Source organism: Halovulum sp. GXIMD14794 (genome assembly GCF_054457455.1).
This window is the reverse complement of sequence record NZ_JBTLNF010000006.1, coordinates 204,119-223,997: the sequence shown is the minus strand read 5'-3', so window position 1 is coordinate 223,997 and position 19,879 is coordinate 204,119. Positions and strand designations below refer to the sequence as shown.

At 64.4% G+C, this 19,879-nt stretch carries 15 protein-coding genes; 4 read left to right on the top strand and 11 right to left on the bottom strand.

Annotated elements, in window-relative coordinates; all coding sequences use genetic code 11:
- The first annotated feature begins 77 nt into the window (after window positions 1–77).
- From ACW9UR_RS15845 to ACW9UR_RS15835, 3 genes are all read left to right on the top strand, one after another.
- Window positions 78–1,742, top strand: a complete 1,665-nt coding sequence (locus ACW9UR_RS15845; protein WP_458918022.1) for a GMC family oxidoreductase — start codon at window positions 78–80, stop codon at window positions 1,740–1,742.
- Window positions 1,743–1,772: 30 nt separating this feature from the next.
- Window positions 1,773–4,283: a CoA transferase gene (locus ACW9UR_RS15840; RefSeq protein ID WP_458918021.1), complete on the top strand. Its 2,511-nt coding sequence runs from the start codon at window positions 1,773–1,775 to the stop codon at window positions 4,281–4,283.
- A 157-nt stretch (window positions 4,284–4,440) separates the two neighbouring features.
- Window positions 4,441–6,087, top strand: a complete 1,647-nt coding sequence (locus ACW9UR_RS15835; RefSeq protein WP_458918020.1) for a BCCT family transporter — start codon at window positions 4,441–4,443, stop codon at window positions 6,085–6,087.
- Between the two features lie 604 nt (window positions 6,088–6,691).
- Here ACW9UR_RS15835 and dgoD read toward each other — a convergent pair.
- The 5 genes from dgoD to ACW9UR_RS15810 are packed head-to-tail and all read right to left on the bottom strand — an operon-like array spanning window position 6,692 to window position 12,150.
- Window positions 6,692–7,840, bottom strand: a complete 1,149-nt coding sequence (gene dgoD, locus ACW9UR_RS15830; RefSeq protein ID WP_458918019.1) for a galactonate dehydratase — start codon at window positions 7,838–7,840, stop codon at window positions 6,692–6,694.
- A 48-nt stretch (window positions 7,841–7,888) separates the two neighbouring features.
- Complete coding sequence (locus ACW9UR_RS15825) at window positions 7,889–8,704, bottom strand: SDR family oxidoreductase (RefSeq protein WP_458918018.1); 816 nt, start codon at window positions 8,702–8,704, stop codon at window positions 7,889–7,891.
- Window positions 8,704–9,660, bottom strand: coding sequence for an L-arabinose ABC transporter permease AraH (gene araH, locus ACW9UR_RS15820; protein ID WP_458918017.1), 957 nt, complete (start codon window positions 9,658–9,660; stop codon window positions 8,704–8,706). The genes ACW9UR_RS15825 and araH overlap by 1 nt, the downstream gene beginning before the upstream one ends.
- Window positions 9,657–11,177 carry an L-arabinose ABC transporter ATP-binding protein AraG gene (gene araG, locus ACW9UR_RS15815; RefSeq protein WP_458918016.1) on the bottom strand — a complete coding sequence of 507 codons (1,521 nt, stop codon included), beginning with the start codon at window positions 11,175–11,177 and terminating at the stop codon, window positions 9,657–9,659. Before araG ends, araH begins: the two co-directional genes overlap by 4 nt.
- 52 nt (window positions 11,178–11,229) lie before the next feature.
- Complete coding sequence (locus tag ACW9UR_RS15810) at window positions 11,230–12,150, bottom strand: arabinose ABC transporter substrate-binding protein (RefSeq protein ID WP_458918280.1); 921 nt, start codon at window positions 12,148–12,150, stop codon at window positions 11,230–11,232.
- Between the two features lie 237 nt (window positions 12,151–12,387).
- Between ACW9UR_RS15810 and ACW9UR_RS15805 the strand changes: the two genes are divergently transcribed.
- Window positions 12,388–13,143: a FadR/GntR family transcriptional regulator gene (locus ACW9UR_RS15805; protein WP_458918015.1), complete on the top strand. Its 756-nt coding sequence runs from the start codon at window positions 12,388–12,390 to the stop codon at window positions 13,141–13,143.
- A 354-nt stretch (window positions 13,144–13,497) separates the two neighbouring features.
- Here ACW9UR_RS15805 and ACW9UR_RS15800 read toward each other — a convergent pair whose 3' ends face one another.
- From ACW9UR_RS15800 to ACW9UR_RS15775, 6 genes are read right to left on the bottom strand one after another with little or no spacing between them, the layout of a single operon-like run.
- Entirely contained in the window at window positions 13,498–14,262 is a 765-nt protein-coding gene (locus ACW9UR_RS15800) for an inositol monophosphatase family protein (RefSeq protein WP_458918014.1), read from the bottom strand.
- Entirely contained in the window at window positions 14,259–15,275 is a 1,017-nt protein-coding gene (locus tag ACW9UR_RS15795) for a LacI family DNA-binding transcriptional regulator (RefSeq protein WP_458918013.1), read from the bottom strand. The genes ACW9UR_RS15800 and ACW9UR_RS15795 overlap by 4 nt, the downstream gene beginning before the upstream one ends.
- Window positions 15,272–16,687: a glycerophosphodiester phosphodiesterase gene (locus tag ACW9UR_RS15790; protein WP_458918012.1), complete on the bottom strand. Its 1,416-nt coding sequence runs from the start codon at window positions 16,685–16,687 to the stop codon at window positions 15,272–15,274. The genes ACW9UR_RS15795 and ACW9UR_RS15790 overlap by 4 nt, the downstream gene beginning before the upstream one ends.
- Window positions 16,684–17,730 carry an ABC transporter ATP-binding protein gene (locus tag ACW9UR_RS15785; RefSeq protein ID WP_458918011.1) on the bottom strand — a complete coding sequence of 349 codons (1,047 nt, stop codon included), beginning with the start codon at window positions 17,728–17,730 and terminating at the stop codon, window positions 16,684–16,686. The genes ACW9UR_RS15790 and ACW9UR_RS15785 overlap by 4 nt, the downstream gene beginning before the upstream one ends.
- On the bottom strand, window positions 17,730–18,554 hold the full coding sequence (locus ACW9UR_RS15780) for a carbohydrate ABC transporter permease (RefSeq protein WP_458918010.1): 825 nt from the start codon (window positions 18,552–18,554) through the stop codon (window positions 17,730–17,732). Before ACW9UR_RS15780 ends, ACW9UR_RS15785 begins: the two co-directional genes overlap by 1 nt.
- Complete coding sequence (locus ACW9UR_RS15775) at window positions 18,551–19,852, bottom strand: carbohydrate ABC transporter permease (protein ID WP_458918009.1); 1,302 nt, start codon at window positions 19,850–19,852, stop codon at window positions 18,551–18,553. Before ACW9UR_RS15775 ends, ACW9UR_RS15780 begins: the two co-directional genes overlap by 4 nt.
- Window positions 19,853–19,879 lie beyond the last annotated feature (27 nt).

The window sequence follows — 19,879 nt, the reverse complement described above, 5'->3', positions numbered from 1 at the left end:
ACCCAACCCCACGGGGGAATGGGTATTGAAGGCCTGCCTCTTCCACCGGCGCCACCGACGTGATGAGGGGCGCTGCAATGCTGACCAGCCGGACTGAATTCGATTTCATCGTGATTGGCGGCGGTTCGGCTGGCTGCCTTCTGGCCAACAGATTGAGCGCCGATCCCGGCAATCGGGTCCTGCTTCTGGAGGCAGGCAGATCGGACAATTACCTGTGGATCCATATTCCTGTCGGCTATCTCTATTGCATCGGCAATCCGCGTACCGACTGGATGTACAATACCGAGGCCGACGCAGGGTTGAACGGCCGGTCGCTGCGCTATCCGCGCGGCAAGGCCCTGGGCGGCTGTTCGTCGATCAACGGCATGATCTACATGCGCGGCCAGGCTCGCGACTACGATAATTGGGCGAAGCTGAGCGGCAACGCGGACTGGAGCAGGGACAATTCCCTGAAGGACTTCAAAGCGCATGAGGACCACTACAAGCTTGACGACGACGCCGACCCTCGCGTTGGCGGCAATGGCCGGTTCTCCGACATGCATGGCCGCGGCGGCGAATGGCGCGTCGAAAAGCAACGACTGCGCTGGGACGTGCTGGAAAGCTTCGCCGAGGCTGCAGAGCAGGCAGGGATAAGAAAGACCGAAGACTTCAACAGCGGAGACAATGCAGGCGTCGGCTATTTTGACGTCAACCAGCGCTCCGGGTGGCGGTGGAACACTTCGAAAGCTTTCCTGCGGCCGGCAAGATCCCGCCCCAACCTGACGATCTGGACCCAGGCACAGGTCGAGAAGCTTACTGTCACGAAGGACGCGGATGGCCGGCTGCGCTGTTCGGGTGCGCGTGTAAATCACAAGGGCCGTGTCCTGAACGTCACCGCCAACCGCGAGACGTTGCTTTCGGCGGGGGCGATAAACTCCCCTCAGATCCTACAACTTTCAGGCATCGGACCTGCACCTCTGCTAAAATCGCTCGGCATAGAGGTCCTGCGCGATGCCCCCGTGGGCGAAAACCTTCAGGACCACCTGCAAATTCGTGCGGTCTACAAAGTGTCAGGAACCCGCACGCTCAACACTGTCGCGGGCAGCGTGCTGGGCAAAGCGATGATCGGGGCGGAGTATCTGCTTAAACGGTCCGGTCCGATGAGCATGTCGCCCAGCCAGCTTGGCGCTTTCACGCGTTCGGATCCCGAGCGAAACCATCCCAATCTTGAGTACCATGTTCAGCCGCTCAGCCTGTCCGCCTTCGGCGAGCCACTGGATAACTTTCCGGCGATGACCGTAAGCGTCTGCAACCTGAACCCGACAAGTCGGGGGAAGGTGTGCATCCGATCAGCCGATTTCCGCGATCCGCCGTCGATCGCGCCCAACTATCTGGCCACGGAAGACGATCGCAGGGTCGCCGCGGACAGCCTGCGGCAGGTACGTGAGATAATGTCACGGCCGGCGATGAAACCCTATGCCCCCGAGGAATTCAAACCCGGCCCGCAGTACCAAAGCGACGAAGATCTCGCGAAGCTCGCAGGCGACATAGCCAACACGATCTTCCACCCGGTGGGCACTGTCAAAATGGGCCATCAGGAGGACGAAACGGCCGTGCTGGACCCGTATCTTCGGCTCAAGGGCGTGGCCGGACTACGCGTCGTGGATGCCAGCATCATGCCCGAAATCACCAGCGGCAATACGAACTCCCCAACCATAATGATCGCGGAAAAAGCCGCGCGCTGGATCCTCGCAGGTCGATAGGTCCACGCCCGGCAACCATCCGGAGGAAACATGCGCAATTCGTTCTCCAGCCTTCCCCTGACCGGTGTCAAGGTCGTCGATTTTGGACAGTACATCGCGGGTCCCGCCGTCGCCATGCTGCTGGGCGATCTGGGCGCGACGGTCATTCACATCGATCCGCCCGGCGGCCCCATGTGGGACAGCCCGGCGAATGCGACCCTGATGCGCAACAAGCTTGTCGTGAACCTCGACCTCAAATCCGCCGACGGGCTGGAAAAGGCCCGTTCTCTCTGCGCCGAGGCTGACATAATCGTCGAGAACTTTCGGCCTGGAAAACTCGCCAGGCTGGGCATCGACTTCGGCGCCATGCGCAAGGAACGGCCCGAACTCATCACCATCTCGTTGCCGGGCTTTGCGTCCAATGATGCCGAACGGCGCGAGCTGCGCGCCTTTGAAAGCGTGATCGCGGCCAGTTCCGGTGTCTTTACCGACATGGGGCTGAACCGTGTGTTGATGGGGCTCAACCCCTCCTTCTCGCCCCTGCCCCTTGCGTCCGCCTATGCGTCGCAGATCGCGGCCTCGGCGACCGTCCTCGCGCTGCAATCGCGTCAGATCACCGGTCTTGGCGATCAGATCGAGGTGCCACTTGCGGCAGCGGTGATGGAGGGGCTGTGCTACAACTCCATCAAGGTCGCAGACATGCCCACGCGCTACCTTACGCAACGCGAGATCGAGATCGAGCGGCGCCGCGTCGAGGGCCTTCCGATGAACGTGTCCTACGAAGATCTGCAGGAACTGCTCGATCCGTTCTTCCGAAGCTACATGTGCAAGGATGGGCGCATGTTCTACGTGGTCTGCCCCAGCCACAAATTCCATGCGCGTCGCTGCCTCGAGGTGCTGGATCTCTACGACGAGATGATCGCCGAGGGACTGACCGAGGAAGAGGATACCTACAAGCCCCAGACGGAATGGAAAACGGATACGTCGCTCGGCGTCTATCCGATGCCGAAACACTGGGCCGACAAGATCGCGGCGCGGATGAAGGAAGTCTTCATGACCCGCACCTCGCATGAATGGAAGCGCATGTTCGGCAGGGCCGGTATCCCCGGCGCGCCGCAGCGCTGGCTGCAGGAGTGGATCAACGACGAGTACGCCGAAACCTCGGGCCTGATGATAGATGTCTGGGACCCGGAGTTCGGCGAAATGACACAGCCCGGACCGGTCGTCTGGATGGAGGAGAGCGGCGAAGAGGCGCTGCGCCCCGAACCTCGTCGCTGGGTCGACCACGACGAGGCCCTGAAAGTGCTTCGCAAGCTGCGCACTGACATCCCAGACCCGCAGGATGGTGCAGACCAGGAGGGCTGGCTCTCAGGCGTGCGCGTGCTCGACATGTGCAATGTGATCGCTGGTCCACACGCCGCCAGCTATCTGGCGCGTTTTGGCGCTGAAGTCATCAAACTGGACCCTGCCCAGCCGCTGTATGACAGCTGGAACACTGTGATCTATGGCATGAGCCAGGGGCGCGGCAAGAAGTCCATTCTCACAGATCTGAAGTCCGAGCACGGGCGCAAGGTCTTCGAGGACCTCGTGAAGTCCGTCGACGTGATCTTCTGGAACGCACCAGACAGTCAGATCCGCCGCATGGGGCTGGATGCCGAGAACCTGCGGAAGCTGAACCCGGAAGTGATCTTCTGCAAGCTTGACTGCTTCAGTGGCGTGCGCCGCGGCACGCGCACCGACTACATCGGCTATGATGACCTGGTCCAGGCGACCACCGGTATCATGTTGCGTTTCGGCGGCGCGATGGACCGGCCGGAAGAGCACGCGCACGTAGGCACAATTGACGTGATGTGCGGCTTTGGCGGTGCGCTTGCCGTCGCCGCCGCACTTTACCAGAAACGCCGCTTTGGCCGGATAGGGCGCGGGCGCACCTCCCTAAGCGCCAATAGCGGTCTGCTTCAGATCCCGTTCGCATACGACTTCCGCGGGCGCAGCCTCTTTGACGAGCCATCCGGGCCCGAAGTCAACGGCTATGACCCGCTCAGTCGGTTCTACAGCACCGCATCCGGCGTCTACATCCTCCTGAGCGCCTATGAAACGGACCTTCCGCGCTTCCGCAACGTGGAGGGCCTCGAGGACCTGCCGGACATTCCCGAGGCGGAACGTGCGGTCTTCCTCGCAGGCGCCTTTCAATCGTATCCAGCGACGGAATGGATAGAGCGTCTGCGTGCGGCCGACATCGGGTGCGCGATCTGCAACAACATCGACGCCTTGCGGGCTGAAAACCTGCGGGAACCGGACGGCACGCCCGGTACAGACCGGGGCAGTTATTCCTTTTCACAGTATGTCGATCACCCAAGCGGCCACGAAGTCATCCAACTCGACCCCTACGCAGTCCGCCCCACCCGCGCCCGGATCTTTGCTCTGCCCCCCACCGAGAAGTTCGGCGCCTCAACCCGGCAGATCCTGAATGAGTTGGGTTACTCCGAAGCCGCCATCGATCGGATGCTGAATTCCGGCCAGATCAGCGAAAGCTGGAGTGCCGAGTACCTGCCCAGCTGAGGGCATGCCGGGGCGGCCCCTATCGGGACCGCCCGTTTTCTGCGGCGGGTGAAAGAGTTCCCTGCCCCACTTCCCGCATCGCTCGGGCAGTTCCCGTCGCGCATCCGTGCGCGGCCAACGAAGAAGGCTGCCCAGACAATATCAATTTGGAGGAAACATGACCGACAAACCGCCACTTATGAATTTGCACATTCCGACTGCCGATCGCGGATTCTACTCAGGTTTCGCAAAAAGCGTCGCTATTCCCTCGAAGGTTCTCGTCAGCACGCTGATCGTATGGGCGATCACCGTCCCCGAGACCGCAGCCGCGGTTCTCGCTTCGTTGAACGGGGCCATGCTGAAGGGGTTTGCAAGCTGGTACGTCCTCGTCGTGGCGTTGTTTCTGGTGATCTGCGTCGGGCTGGCCCTGGTGCCGGCCACCGGCAGATTGAAGCTGGGCCACTCCGAAGACCGGCCTGAGTTTTCCCGGTTCTCCTGGTTCTCGATGATGTTCGGTGCAGGCATCGGCATCGGCATGCTGACCTTCGCCACTGCCGAACCAATGTATCACTTCGCCACCAACCCCAACGTCATCAGGGGCGAGACCACAGGATCAGGTGCCGACAATGTCACGGCAGCTTATGTCTGGTCATTCCTGCACTGGGGATTCTCGGCCTGGGCCTGCTATGCGCTGGTCGGGTTGTCGCTGGCCTATTTCTCTTATCGCCGAAATCTGCCTTTGACGGTACGCTCCAGCCTGACGCCGCTATTTGGCGCCCGCCTTTCGGGGAGCGTGGGACATTTCGTGGATATCGTTGCCGTGGTCGCCACAATCCTGGGCGTAGCCCAGACCTTGGGCTTCGGAGTGGAACAGTTTGTCGCCGGTCTGAATCGTATCGGCTTCGGCGATTGGATCGTCGGGGAAAACGGCAAGCCAAGCACGAGCGGCATCGTCGTGGCACTTATCGTCATCCTGGGCGCGTCGACCCTCTCGGCGCTTTCGGGCGTGGGAAAGGGTATCAAGTGGCTCTCGAACCTGAACATGGGGCTCAGCTTCTTCCTGCTCGCATTCTTCCTGTTCTTCGGCTCTACATTCTTCGGCCTAAGCGCGCTGTTCTCTGGCCTCTTCGCCTATCTGTTCGAGCTGCCCAGCCTGCTGTTCACCGTATGGCATGCGGATGGCACCGAAACGGGTGATGCCCTGGCATCATGGCAGGGCGGCTGGTCGGTGTTCTATTGGGCCTGGTGGATCGCGTTCGCGCCCTTCGTGGGCGTATTCCTTGCCCGAATTTCGCGGGGGCGGAGCATACGCGAGTATGTCATTGGCGCCATCGTGGTACCTTCCCTGATGTGTTTCATCTGGTTTGCCATGGTCGGTGGCACTGCAATCGACATGACGCTGAATGGCACGGCGGCTGAGACCATTTCCGGCGCAGGACAGGAAAGCCAGCTCTTCGTCATGCTCGACCTGATGCTGAGTGGCGGCGCGGCATGGGCCATGGCGGCAATCGTGGTGGTATTGCTGCTGACCTACCTCGTCACCACAGCGGATTCCGCCATCTTGATCGTCAACACGATCAACGCGGCCGGAGAAGAAAGCCCCAAGGGGCGCGTTCACATCATCTTCTGGGGCCTCGCGCTGAGCTTCGTCGTAGGCGGGCTGCTGCTGGTCGGCGGACTAGATGCTATCAAGACAGCGATGGTGATCGGCGCGCTACCGTTCAGTCTCGTCATGTTCCTGATGTGTGTCGCTCTCATCAAGGCGGTGATCAAGGACGGCATTCGCGAACGAAACGGGGTACAAAGCATCTATTCGCAGGTGTGACGCGATATGGCCTCGGGCGGTTCAGCTCCTGCCGCCCGAGTCTAACATAGAGCGCCGGAGGAAGGGCCGACCATTGCCCGGTGCCATAAAGCCGAGATCCTCTCGGCAACGCTTCTTGATAGTCTACACTGGGCACCACCGGCTTTGGCCGTCAGCTTCGTTTTTCAGTGTTTCCGCCTAGTCATCATGCATAGGTGGTTAAGATGAGCCGGAAAGCCCCGCTAAGTGACTTTGCCAAACTGCTCCGCGATACTCAGGCAGTCTCCAAGTACGTTGAAGCCACGTTTTACCCAGGTCGCTCGGTTGCGATCTGCTTGCCGTTGATCACGGCAGTCGATCTTCCTTCGTGGGCGCTGGAAGGCGCCCGTTGGTTGTAGAATGTTGTCTGTCGGCCAACGCTCGTCTTTGCCAGAGTGCGGGCCGCCCGGTACGCAAAAAAACGTACTAGTACTTCAGGCACCACCAGACGCGATGGATGGAAATGTTACCCAGGCGACCAGTCTAGTCGAAGGATGCGACCTGCAGCCTTCGACCATCTTTCGCGACTTAGGGCGGGCTTTCCCTGGGGGTTACGGTGTTACGTGCTCGACAGGCATCGCATCTATCACCATTCCGAGATCGACCCGTCCTCGTGCCGCCAGATCGGCGCACGCCAGTTCGCGCCCAGCTTGCTGCGTTCCTCGACCACGGCCTCATCCACCTCGATGCCCAGGCCCGGCCCCTGCGGGATGGGCAGGAACCCGTCCTCGACGCGGAAACGGGTCTCGGGGGTCAGGTAGTCGTTCAGATCGCCGTCGGCATTGTAGTGCATCCCCAGGCTCTGCTCCTGGATGAAGGCATTGTGGCAGATCGCGTCCACCTGAAGGCTCGCGGCCAGGGCGATCGGGCCAAGCGGGCAATGCGGCGCAAGGGCGACATCGTAGGCCTCGGCCATATGCCCGATGCGAACCATCTCGGAGATCCCGCCGACATGGGCGGTATCGGGATTGATCACGCTGGCGGCGCGGGTTTCGAACACCCGCCGGAAGTCATAGCGCGAATGCAGCCGCTCGCCGATGCACAGCCGCACCGGGCTGGCGCTGGCCAGTTGCGCCATCGCGTCGATCTGCGTCGAGACGACAGCATCCTCGACGAAGATCGGGCGCAGCGGCTCGACCTCCTTCAGCAGGGTCCGCGCCATCGGGTAATGAACCCGCCCATGGAAATCGAAGGCCAGATCCATCGTCGTCCCGACCGCCGAGCGCACCTCGGCAAGCCGGGTCAGGATCTCGTCGACCTTGGCGTAGCTGTCCACGATCTGCAGCTCGGTGCAGATGTTGAACTTGACCGCGCCATAACCGGCAGCGCGCATCTCCAGCGCGCCTTCGACAAGCCCCTCGACGCGGTCGCCGCCGATCCAGCGATAGCTGCGGATACGGTCGCGCACCGGTCCGCCCAGAAGGCTGTGCACCGGCTGTCCGCAGACCTTTCCCTTGATGTCCCAAAGCGCAATGTCGATGCCCGAGATGGCGCTCATCAGAACCGGCCCGCCGCGGTAGCAGCCGTTGCGATAGATCAGCTGCCAGATGTCCTCGATCCGGGCCGGGTCGCGGCCGATCAGGAACTCTTCCAGTTCCGCGATCTTTGCCATCATCGTGCCCGAATGCCCCTCGAGCACAGGCTCGCCCCAACCATGCACCCCGGCATCCGTCTCGATCTTCAGGAACACCCAGCGGGGCGGGACAGCATAGGTCTTCAGGGCGGTGATCTTCATCATCTTGTCTTTCGCGGTTCAGGTCGCGCGCGGTTCGGGAGGCGCGGTTCAGGTGGCGTGGTGAAGCACGCTCAGCCCGCCATCGATGGTCAGGCAGGCGGCGTTCATGAACGGACATTCGTCCGAAATCATGAACACGGCGGCATTGGCGATCTCCTCGGGCAGGGCGATGCGCCCGCCGGGATGCAGGTCCAGGGTCTTCTGCCGCGCGGCGGCGGGGTCGTCGAAACTGTCCCAGTAATCTACCACGTTCCGGGTCGCGACATAGCCCGGCGCGATGGCATTGACCCTGACCCCGCTGGCCGCGAACTCGAGCGCCAGCGATTTCGTCAGACCCAGCAGCGCGTGCTTGGCAAGCGGATAGGGGAAAGTACCCGGAATGATCGTGAAGGAATGCGTCGAGGCGATGTTCAGGATCGCCCCGCCACCGCCCGCGATCATCCCCGGCAACACCGCACGGCAGCAGGTCCACGCGCCCTTCAGGTTCACGTCGAAACAGCGCTGCCACTCGGCCTCGGTCATCTCGAGCGGCGGTGCGAAGACGTTCACACCGGCATTGTTGATCAGCCCGTTGGGCGGACCGCCCAGCGTTTCCGCCTCGGCGACCAGCCGCTCGATGGCGGCGGCGTCGGTGATATCTGCAACGCACCAGCCAAGGCGCCCGCTACGCCCGCCAAGCGCCGCGCCCGCGGCATCGAGCCGCTCCGCGTCGATATCGCACAACATCAGCGCGGCACCCTGGGCAAGACAGGCCTCGGCAATCGCCAGCCCGATCCCCTGCGCGGCGCCGGTCAGGACCAGCCGCTTGCCCTCCAGCCGCCCACCGGACGGACCAGGGGCGTGGGCGGACGTCTCGGCGGCCATCACGCGCCCCCCCGCGCCGAGGCCAGGGTGCGCAGGTTGTCCAGCAGCACCGCGAGCAGAAGGATCACCCCCCTGACGACATACTGGTAGAAGGCCTGGATGTTCAGAAGGTTCATCACGTTCTCGGCGATGCCCATGATCATCACCCCGATGATCACGCCGGTCATTGTCGCCCGCCCCCCTGCCAGCGACACGCCGCCCAGCACGCAGGCCGAGATCACCGCCAGTTCCAGTCCCGTCGCCGCGTTCGGCTGACCCGAGGTGATGCGCGAGGCCAGAAGGATCCCGGCAATCGCGCAGGTCACGCCCTGCAGGGTAAAGATCAGGATCCGCATCCGGTCCACATCGACACCCGCCAGCCGCGAGGCCTCGGGGTTTCCACCGATGGCCAAGGTGTTCTTGCCGAACACCGTGCGGTTCAGGATGAAGCCGAAGACGATGAACAGGATCGCAAGGATCCAGATCGGTGTCGGCACGCCGAAGGCCTTCGACAGCGAGATCTGGTAGAACGCCGGATCGTTGATCCCGACCGCCCGCCCGTCGGACGAGATAAGCGCAAGACCCCGGACGATCTGCATCGTCGCAAGCGTCGTGATCAGCGCGTTGATCCTGAACTTCGCGATGACGAAGCCGTTGAAGAAGCCGACGGCGGCTCCGGCAGCAAGCGCCACGACGATCCCGACCGCGATCGAGCCGGTCGCGTTCGAGGCCATGACCACCATCATCCCGGTAAACGCGACGGTCGAACCCACCGACAGGTCGAAATCCCGACCCGCAAGGCAGAACATCATCGTGCAGGCCACCACGCCGACCGTGACCACGGACTGCAGCAGCCCGAGCATGTTCCGCTCGGTCAGGAAATTCGGCACCGTCAGCGAGACGATGGCGAAGGCCAGGGCGAAGATCACCAGCAATCCCTGGTCCCCGACTAGGATCTTGTGGATGGTCCGCGTCATTCTCGTGCTCCCTCGCCTTCGGCCCTCGTGCCTTCATCGGGCATCGCAGCGGCCAGCAGTCTTTCCTCGGTGAAGTTCTCGCGCGTCAGCTCGGCCGAGATCCGGCCGTCGCGCATCACGTGGATCCGGTCGCAGATCCCCATGATCTCGGGGAGTTCGCTGGAGACGACCACGATCGCCATGCCGTCCCCGGCAAGCTGGTAGAGGATCTCGTAGATCTCGGACTTGGCACCGACATCGATGCCCCGTGTCGGCTCGTCGATCAGCAGGACGTCGATCCCCTGCTCGGACAGCCAGCGGCACAGGATCACCTTCTGCTGATTGCCGCCGGACAGGTTCACGATGTCCTGCTTGCGCGACGGTGTACGGACCCTGAGACGCTTCAGCTCGCGCTCGGCAATCTCGCCCTCGCGGCGCAGGTTCAGGATGCCCCAGCGCATGACGTGCCGCCGCGATGAGATCAGGATATTCTCTTCCAGCGAGCGGCCCTGAAGAATGCCGTCCGCCTTGCGGTCCTCGGGCACAAGCACCATGCCCGCACGCACCGATGCCTTCGGCGTGCGGCGACCAAGCGGACGGCCCGCAACCTCGACCGCGCCGTCGAACGCCGGATCGACGCCGTAGACCATGCGCATGAGCTCGGACCGTCCCGCGCCGATCAGGCCGAAGAAGCCGAGGATCTCTCCCTTGCGCACCGCGAACGAGGCCGGCTCAGGCAGTTTCGGCCCGCGCAGCGCCTGCACGGTCAGTGCGGTGTCGCCGATCTGCCGCGGCCGCCAGCCCCAGATGTCCGTGATCTCGCGCCCGACCATTTCCGACACGACCTGTTCCGAGGTCACACCCTCCAGCGTGTCGTGATGCGCAGCCAGGCGCCCGTCGCGCAACACGGTCAGGCTGTCGCACAGGCGGAACACTTCCTCCATCCGGTGCGAGATGTAGAGGATGATCCGGCCTTCCTGCCGCAGGCGGTCGATCAGCCGGAACAGCACTTCGCTCTCGTGCGCGGACAACGAGGACGTCGGCTCATCCAGCGCGATCACCCGTGCGTCCGCCATGATCGCCTTGCCGATCTCGACCATCTGCCGCTCGCCGATGGACAGGTCCGCCACCTTGCGGCGCGGATCGACCGAAATGCCCGCAGCGGCCAGGCGCGCGCCGACGTCGCGGTAGAGATCGCGAAAGGCGATCACCCCGGCTCTTGCGGGGAAATGCCCCAGCGCCAGGTTCTCGGCGACGGACAGTCCAGGCACCAGCTGGAGTTCCTGGTGGATCACCGTCACCCCGGCGTCGAACGCATCGCGGGTCGAGCGGAACCGCTGCGCGGCGCCGTCGATCTCGATCGCGCCGCCATCGGCCTCTGCATCGCCCGAGAGGATGCGGATCAGGGTGGATTTTCCCGCGCCGTTCTCGCCCATCAATCCGTGGACCGCGCCCTTGCGCACCCCGAAGCTGACGTCGTCCAGCGCGCGAACACCCGGATAGGTCTTCGTGATGTTCTTGAAACTCAGATAAGACATGCCTGTCCCCTGGGCGGCGCCAATGCGGCGCCGCCTTGGTCACGTTGGGCGATCAGTTGATGCCGAGGCTCTTGCGGACGTCCTGGTAGTCGTCCCGCTTCGCCAGCGCACCCGAGGTCAGGATCAGCGGCTCGGGCGCCGTGTCGTTCACGATCCACTCGTACATGTTGAGTGCCGTCTCGTAGCCGTGCCGCTTGGGCGAGATGATGACGGTGCCGTAGAACCCGGTCGCGTCGGGCTTCTGGAACTCGTTGATCGCGGATTCGGAACCGCCGATCCCCACGCCGATCATCTGGTCGGCGCCGATGCCCACGCTCTCGGTGGCGCGCACCGCGCCCAGCACCGCCTCGTCGTTCAGGCCCACGGCGGCCCAGTACTTGATGTCCGGGTTCTTGTTCAGCACGATCGTCGCCGCGTTGAGCGCTGCCTCGGTGTCGGTCCGGGCCTGCGGCGCATCGAAGATGTTGCCCTCGGCGACACCGGCGGCGCGCAGGACGTCCAGCGCCCCGTCGACCCGGTCGACCGCCGTCGGCAGCTGGTCGTAGGACACGCGGATCACGCCAAGCTCCTCGATGGGCCAGCCACGCTCGGCCGCCGCCTCGGCGATCGCCTTGCCAACATCCTCGCCGATCTTGCGCGCCGAGATCCCCATGTGCGGCACTTCCGTGATCGGCTCGCCATTCGCGCCGATCAGCTGGTCATCCACGGTCATCAGCTTGATGCCGTTGGCGGCGGCCTTGGCGACGATGCCCGGCCCCAGCTTTACATCTGGCGTGCAGATGATCAGACCCTCGGCGCCCTGGGCCCCCAGGTTGTCGATCGCCGCCATCACCTTCTCGCCATCGGCAGCGCCGATCTGGATCACGGTGAAACCTTTCTCCTGGGCGGCGATGTCGGCGAATTTCCATTCGTCCTGGAACCAGGGTTCCTCGGGCTGCTTGACCACGAAGCCGATCTTCACATCGGCGGCCATCGCCGCAGTGGGCACCAGAAGCGCAGCCGTCAGCGCGGCCAGTTTCAACAGTCTCATCCGTTTCCTCCCAGGGATGCGATTCTTTGTCTGACCCTTATACATCTATGGTATGACCTTTCAAATCAAAAATATGACTATATGATTGCGTGGAGACGTCCGTTATGCTTTCGTGTGATGGAAACGGCCCGCTGTCTTCCTGGGGCAACGGACCCGGATCAAACATGCGAGGCAAACCATATGGGCACCCGGCAGCACCGGACGGGCCAACCGAGATCAACCGAAGATCTGATCGATGCGCTGGCATTCGAGATCGTCAGCGGCCGGATGCAACCAGGTGCGAAACTCCTGCCTGAACTCGAATTGGCCGGGTCTTACGGCTTGAGCCGCACCGCTGTTCGCGAGGCGCTCAAACTATTGAGCGAGAAAGGGCTCATTGTCTCCAAGCGCCGTGTTGGCACCTTGGTTCAACCAAAGTACAAATGGAACATCCTCGATCCGAGGGTCCTCGGCTGGATTGGCGCACAACCACACGATCCGGAACTTGAAGCATCCGTTCTAGAAGTCCGCCGTGCGTTGGAGCCGGAAGCGGCATCGCTTGCAGCAAGCCGCGCGACCCTTGCCGAGATAGCGGCCATCGGCGAAACGGTGGACAAGATGCGGGCCGCCAATCGTAGATCCGATTTTCTTGGCGCCGACGCCGAGTTTCACCAGCGTGTCATGGCAGCAAGCCACAATCCGGTCTTCGTCCAGCTCTCGCGGTCCCTACAGGCTGCTATTGAACATGTACTGTTGCTGACCTCGGAAGCCGTAGAGGATCTCTCTCCGGCGTTGCAACTTCATACGGAGGTCTTGACCGCAATCCGACGGCAGAACCCGGACGAGGCACGGGACGCCATGGGCCGAATAATAGCACGTGCGATTGAAGACCTGGCAAAGAGGGAAGATACGAAACACCCGTCAGAAGGCGCAAATGGATGGCGCCCGGTCGGCTAGAGGAAGGCCACCTAGGAAGCTTCTCTTCTAGCCTCGGTTGTAGTGGACACTTTGGCGGTCGCACCTCGAACTTGCTCTGCACTCTGAGAACCGGACCGTTTGAAGCTGGAGGTTTCGGCTATCGGGACCTCGCCCCGTTTCTGCTCCGGTCCCGAGTTGCTCTGAGCTCTAGCGCGGCTCCTCCGCCACACAAATTAACGCAGAACCGCTTTAAGTGCAGAACTTGACCGTTGATATCATTGAGTTTCGAACCCCACGATCAAGAGCTACGCGACAGCGCCCGGGTGGCTCCACCGCCTATGTCTGAGAGACTTTGACGGGCAGGCCGGTGACCCGCGGGGGCGGGCGCGGTTTCTAGCTGGGCAGGATCGCAGCAAGCGGGTGGTCGGCAGCGCAGATCGCCAGCGTCGGGCCAGGCTTGTCGAGCATCTCTGCCAGCGGCGGCGTCGTGACCGAACCGCCCGCGCCGCGCACCAGCGCGATCCCGGCCGCGGCGTCCCAGATGTTGAGATAGTGCTCGTAGTAGGCCTCGGACCAGCCGGCGGCGACGCCCAGCAGGCCGATGGTCGCGGCACCAACGCGGCGGTATTCCGAGCCTGCGCCGACCACACTGGTCAGCATGTCGGTGTGCCACTCGAAGGGTGCCCGGCGCGACCAGCCGACCTGTACCATGGACTGTGCCAGGTCGGTGCGGGTCGAGACCTTCATCGGCTGGCCGTTCAGCGTTGCGGTCTCGCCGTCGGACACCGCCATCGCGTCGAGGTCGGGGGCGAAGATCACGCCCATCCGCACCTCGGTCTCGTCGGCCCAGCCGATCGACACCGCCCATTCGGGCATGCCGCGCATGAAATTCGTGGTGCCGTCGATCGGGTCGATGATCCAGAGCCGCTCGCGCGGGCCGTCGAAGCCGCCTTCCTCGCCCAGAATGCCGTCCTCGGGAAAGGCCTCGGCGATGCGCTTGCGCACAAGGTCCTCGACCGCACGGTCCGCGGCGGTGACGAAATCCTGGTGCCCCTTCATGTCGACGGTCAGGCCCGGATCGCGGCGCATCTGCCGGGCGAGCGACCCGGCCTCGCGGGCGATGTCGGTGGCAAGGGTCAGGCGGTCTGAAATCGTCATGTGTCTGGTCCGTTCCGGGTGGTGCCGCGGGGCACGGCGGTCAATGTCTGATTGCGCAAGGTGAAAGGCGCGTCGGGATGGTCGAGCCGGGCCCGCATGGCCGAGACCGCCAGCGCGACCTGTTCAGGCACGTCCTGGCGGATGGTCGAAAGATCATAGGCGCCCCACCCGGCCTGCTCGATGTCGTCGAAGCCGACGACCTGCATGGTTTCGGGCACCGGGACGCGCTTGTCCAGCCGCAACCCGTCCAGCGCTCCGCAGGCGATCAGGTCGGTGGCGGCGAAAAGCCCGTCGCAGCGGGACAGCCGGTCCCAGTCGCGGGTGATCGCGGCACGCCCGTCGGCATAGCCTTGCCGGGGGATGGCGATCACCTCGAACGGTAGCCCGGCGGCGAGGGCGGCATCGCGGAAGGCCAGCACCCGGCCCGCGACGGTGTAGGTGCGGTCGTCCGGCAAGAGCGCGGCCATCCGGCGTGCGCCAGCCCCGTGCAGCATGTCGAAGACCAGGCGTCCCGCAGCCTTCGGGTCGATCTGCACCCGGTCGGCGGGACCGACCTCGGGGTTGCGGTTGATCAGCACCACCGGCACGCCAAGCGCCGCGCACTCCTCGATGATCGCCGAGGGCGGACTGTCCGAGGTCACGATCATGCCCGACAGCTGGTAGCCCAGCATCGAGGACAGCAGCATCGGCAGGTCGTCGCCACGTTCGGCGGTCAGCAGCAGGGGGCGATAGCCTTCGGCCAGCAGGGCGCGGGTCAGCAGTTTGACCTGCCGGGCGCGGATCGGCGTGTCCATGCGCGAGGCGAGGATCGCGACGAACTGCGATTGCCGGGTTTGCAGGTCCCGAGCCAGCGTATTGACCCGGTAGCCCAACTGCCGCGCCGCCTCCATCACCCGTGCGCGGGTTTCCGGCGCGACCGAAGCACCGGGCGTGAAGCTGCGCGACACAGCCGACCGGGAGACTCCGGCAAGCCGCGCGACGTCGAAGGAATTGGCGCGCTTCGGCCCGGTCATGCCTGCCCTGCCGCCAGGCGAGCGAGTGCGAAGGGCGCGTCGGTGTTGATGAGATCCGGCTCCGCCGCCAGCACACGGCGCAGCGTCTCGTCATCCCGTGCCATCGAAGCGAGCATCACCTGGCGGCCGCCTTCTCGCACGGCGGCGAAGTCCCCGGTGCCCTCGGGCAGGGTGAACTCGACGATCTGCGGATCGAAATCGGCGAGCGTGTCCTCCAGCGCGTCATAGTCCTGCCGGCGCGCCATCAGCCGGGCGTCGGGGGCGATCCGGCGCAGCTCGCGCAGGTGCTCGGCGTTGAAGGACCAGAAAAACACGCGCTTATCGAGCCCGGCCGCGCGCACTGCCTGCCACACCGGTGCCGGGGGTGCGGATTTCAGCTCCAGATAGGCCTGCGCGCCATATTTGTGGACGAGGTCCAGCACCTCGGAAAGAAGCGGGATCGGCGTGTCCGCGAAATGCGGTGCGAACCAGCCGCCGGCGTCGAGCGAGCGCAGGTCCGAGACGGTGCGCGCTGTGAGCGGCCCGGTGCCCGATGTGGTCCGATCCAGGGTCGCGTCGTGATGGACGACAATATCGCCGTCGGCGGTGGCATGCAGGTCGCACTCGATATGCGAGAACCCGGCGGCGAGCGCGCATTCCAGCGCCGGCAGCGTGTTCTCGGGCGCGATCCGGTTCGCGCCCCGGTGGCAGACGGTGCCGAAGGGCAGCGCGCGGCCGGGCTGGTTCACCAGTTCCGGCCGGTCCGAGCAGATGCCGATCACGGGACGTGTGCGGATCGCGGCCATCCGCTCCGGGTCTTCCTCGTGCCAGATCGCGACGCGCTGCCCGGCGGCGAAGGCGCGGTCGAACAGGTCGTCCGTCAGCGTGTCCTGCGGGCGGTCCATCCGCTCCCAGCAGAGGTGGATCACGTCGGCGCCGTCGGCATAGGCAAAGGGTTCCGCCCCCAGCGGCACAAGGACCGAGCGGGGATAGGGGCTGTTCGCCTCGGCCAGCATCCGCGCGGCGCGCGGATCGAACGCGCCGAGGATCGCGCGTTCGATCCCGTGGCGTCGCAGCGCGTCGAGTGTCGGCAGCGTTGCGTCGATGTCCTTGATGTCGGCGTAGATCCCCGCGCCCAGCCGGGCGGCCAGCGCGACGACATCTTCGAGCAGCGGGCACGGCCTGTTCAGCGCGGTGGTCGCGGCGAGGATCTCGGCATAGTCGAGATCGACGATCTTGCGCAGGTCGGGCAGGATCTTGTCGTGGAACACGATCACCTGCCCGTCGCGGCTGGTGCGGATATCCACTTCCCACATGTCCGCGCCCAGCACCGTCGCTTTCTCGAAGGCTTCGAGCGTGTTGTCGGGCGCGTAGGCCGAGGCGCCGCGATGCGCAATGGAATAGGGTCGGTCCGGCAGGGTCCAGTCGGTCACAGGCGGGCTCCGTCCTTTGCGAAGACGTGAACCCGCGGCAGGTCCACCCCCCAGTCGACGGTCTGGCCCAGCGACAGACCGTGCCCCGCCGGGACGATGGCGCGCAGCCTGTCACCGGTGCCGAGCGTCACGTCCACGAGGTCCTCGCGGCCCTGCGGCTCGATGAAGCTGATGGTGCCCGAGATCGGCTGGCCGGAATGCTGTGGCCCGAAATGCTCGGGGCGGATGCCGAGGGTGACGTCGCCCGCCGCCGGCAGGCCCTCGGGCATCGGCAGCGCGTTGCCCCCGCCCAGGTCGAGCCGTCCGTTCGCATGGGCGGGCACGAACGAGATCGGCGGATTGCCCAGGAAGCCGGCGACATAGCGCGAGGCGGGACGCTCGTACATCTCGGCCGGGGTGCTGATCTGCTCGATCCCGCCGTCCTTCATCAGCGCGATCCGGTCGCACATGGACATCGCCTCGATCTGGTCGTGAGTGACGAGGATCGCGGTGATCCCGGTCTCGCGCTGCAGCCGCCGGATCTCGGAGCGCATCTCGAGCCGCAGCTTGGCGTCGAGATTGGCCAGCGGTTCATCCAGCAGCAGCACGCCGGGACGGCGCACCAGCGCGCGGGCCAGCGCGACGCGTTGCTGCTGCCCGCCGGACAGCTGGGCGGGGCGACGCTCCAGCAGGTTGTCGATGTGCACGAGGGAGGCCATCTCGCGCACGCGGGCCTCGGTCTCGGTGCGGTTCAGGCGCTGCACCTTGAGCGGGAAGCCGATGTTCTCGGCCACTGTCATGTGCGGGTAGAGCGCGTAGTTCTGGAAAACCACGCCGACCGAGCGATCCTGCGGCGGCACCGTGGTCACGTCCTCGTCACCGAACAGCAGCCTGCCGCCGTCCATCCTGTGGATGCCGCTGACCGCAAACAGCGTCGTCGACTTGCCACAGCCCGACGGGCCGAGCAGGGCCAGCATCTCGCCGTCGCCGACCGTCAGGTTCAGGCGGTCGATGACGGTGGTGTCGCCGAACCGCTTGGTGAAATTCTCGAGCGCGATACGCATCAGCCTTTCGTGCCTCCGCCATAGATGTTCATCAGCCGTTTCTGGAACAGCAGGTAGACCAGGATCACCGGCAGCGCGTAGAACATGCCGATCGCCTTGAAGAGCCCGTAGTCGGGCCGGGTGTCGTCCGCGATGACTGCGTTCATGTAGGTCGCCAGCACCTGCGCATCCGCGCCGGGTGCCAGCACCAGCGGCAGGATAAACTCGGACCAGCCCGCCAGGAACGAGAAGATCAGCAGCGCCGAGAGACCTGGACGGACCTGTGGCAGGATCAGTTCGCGCCAGACCCGGAAGCGTGAGGCTCCGTCCTGAACGCCAGCCATTTCGATCTCCCAGGGGACAGCGTCGTAGAAGCCCTTCATGATCCAGATACCGAAGGGCAGCTCGAGCGCCGCCTTGACGAGGATCACACCGAGCAGGCTGTCATAGAGGCCGAGGAACTGCAGTACGATGAAGATCGCGATGATCAGCGTGATCGTCGGGAAGGCGTGCAGCATGATCAGTCCCGCCAAGAAGAAACGCCGCGCGGGGAAGTTAAGTCGCGACAGCGCGTAGGCCGCCGTGATCGAGAAGGCGCAGACCAGCAGCGCCGTCGAGGCCGCGAAGACGAAAGTGTTCAGCGTCACCCGCCAGACCGAAGGCCGGCCGCTGTCGATGCTCTCCCACAGGAAGCGCCAGTTCTCGAGGCCCCAGCTGCGCGGCAGGATGCCTCCTGGGGCGGGGGTCGAGACGCTGTCGATCAGCTGGAACAGGTACATCACCACCAGCGGGGCCGACAGAAGGGTCAGCGCCGCGATCAGGAACAGGTTGCCGTTCCGGGTCATTGTTCGATCCTGGGCTTGGCGACGAGGTCGCGGAAGTTGAAGAAGCGCAGGTAGAGCGCCGAGAGCGCGATACCGATCACCACCAGCGCCAGCGCATAGGCCGCGCCCAGCCCGTACTCCAGGTTGCCGCCATAGTTCGACAGCGCGGTGTGATAGGCTGCGAGCGCCCAGACCTCGGTTGTGCGCCCCGGCCCGCCATCGGTGGCCAGGAGGATGTACTCGAACGAGGTCAGCAGCGAGAGCGTCTGGTACGAGGTGATGAACAGGATCGGCCAGCGCAGTTGCGGCAGGATGACATAGCGCACCTGCTGCCAGCGCCCTGCGCCGTCGACCTGCGCGGCATAAAGCATCGTCTCGGGGATCGCGCGCAGCGACGAGGTGAACAGGATCATGCCCAGCGATGCGCCGACAAAACCGTTGATCAGGACGATCGCCGTCCAGGCGTGGGTGGCGCTGTGGCGCATCCAGTTGATCGGGTCGACGCCGAAGGGCGCCAGAATCGTCGACAGGAATCCCTGGTCCCAGGTCAGCCATTGCCACATCAGCACATAGAGCACCGGAGGCAGGATCCGGGGCAGGAACCAGATCGTGCGGAAGGTCTGCGCGATCCGGGTCGGCAGGAAGAAGGTGGACAGGGCCAGGAACAGCCCGAACACGACATTGAAGGTCAGGGTCAGGCTGACATAGATCACCGAGTTCAGCGCATAGCGCCAGGTTGCCGGAAGCTGCCAAAGCAACGAGAAATTCTGCGTTGTGAACCGCCAGCCGGTATAGGCGACCTCGGTGAGCGCGGCGCGGTCGGCCTCGGGCACGCCAAGTTCGGTGATCGCGGCGGTGAAGTCGGCCTCCGTCGGGTAACGCTCGCCCAGCAACGAGGTTCGGAACAGTTCGGCAGCGGCCTTGCGCTCGCGCGTCTTGCGCAACGGATCGCGGCGCAGATCCTTGAGCGCGCGCTCCATTTCGCGCCGGTCGGCGAAGCGGGCCTCGGGATGCAGTTGCGCCAGTTCCTCGGCGCGATCCTCGCCGAATTCGGCAGCGAAGCTGGCGAGCGTCTTCGGCGTGATCGCATAACCCGCGCCTTCCAGCAGCGCGACCGCATCGTCGCCGACCCCGGCCTGCGGCAGGCGGCGCAGGTCGCTTTCGGTCAGCTGGTATTCGCCGCCCAGGATCCCGGTCGAGGTGCTCATGTTGGTGAACGCGAACACCACCGTCAGGACCACGGGAAGCAGGAAGAACACCAGCACCGCGATCAGAGCGGGGCTAAGGAACCCAAGTCCCAGGAGCGTTTGTCTGTTCATGCCGGTGTCCTTCAAGAACCGGTGCCG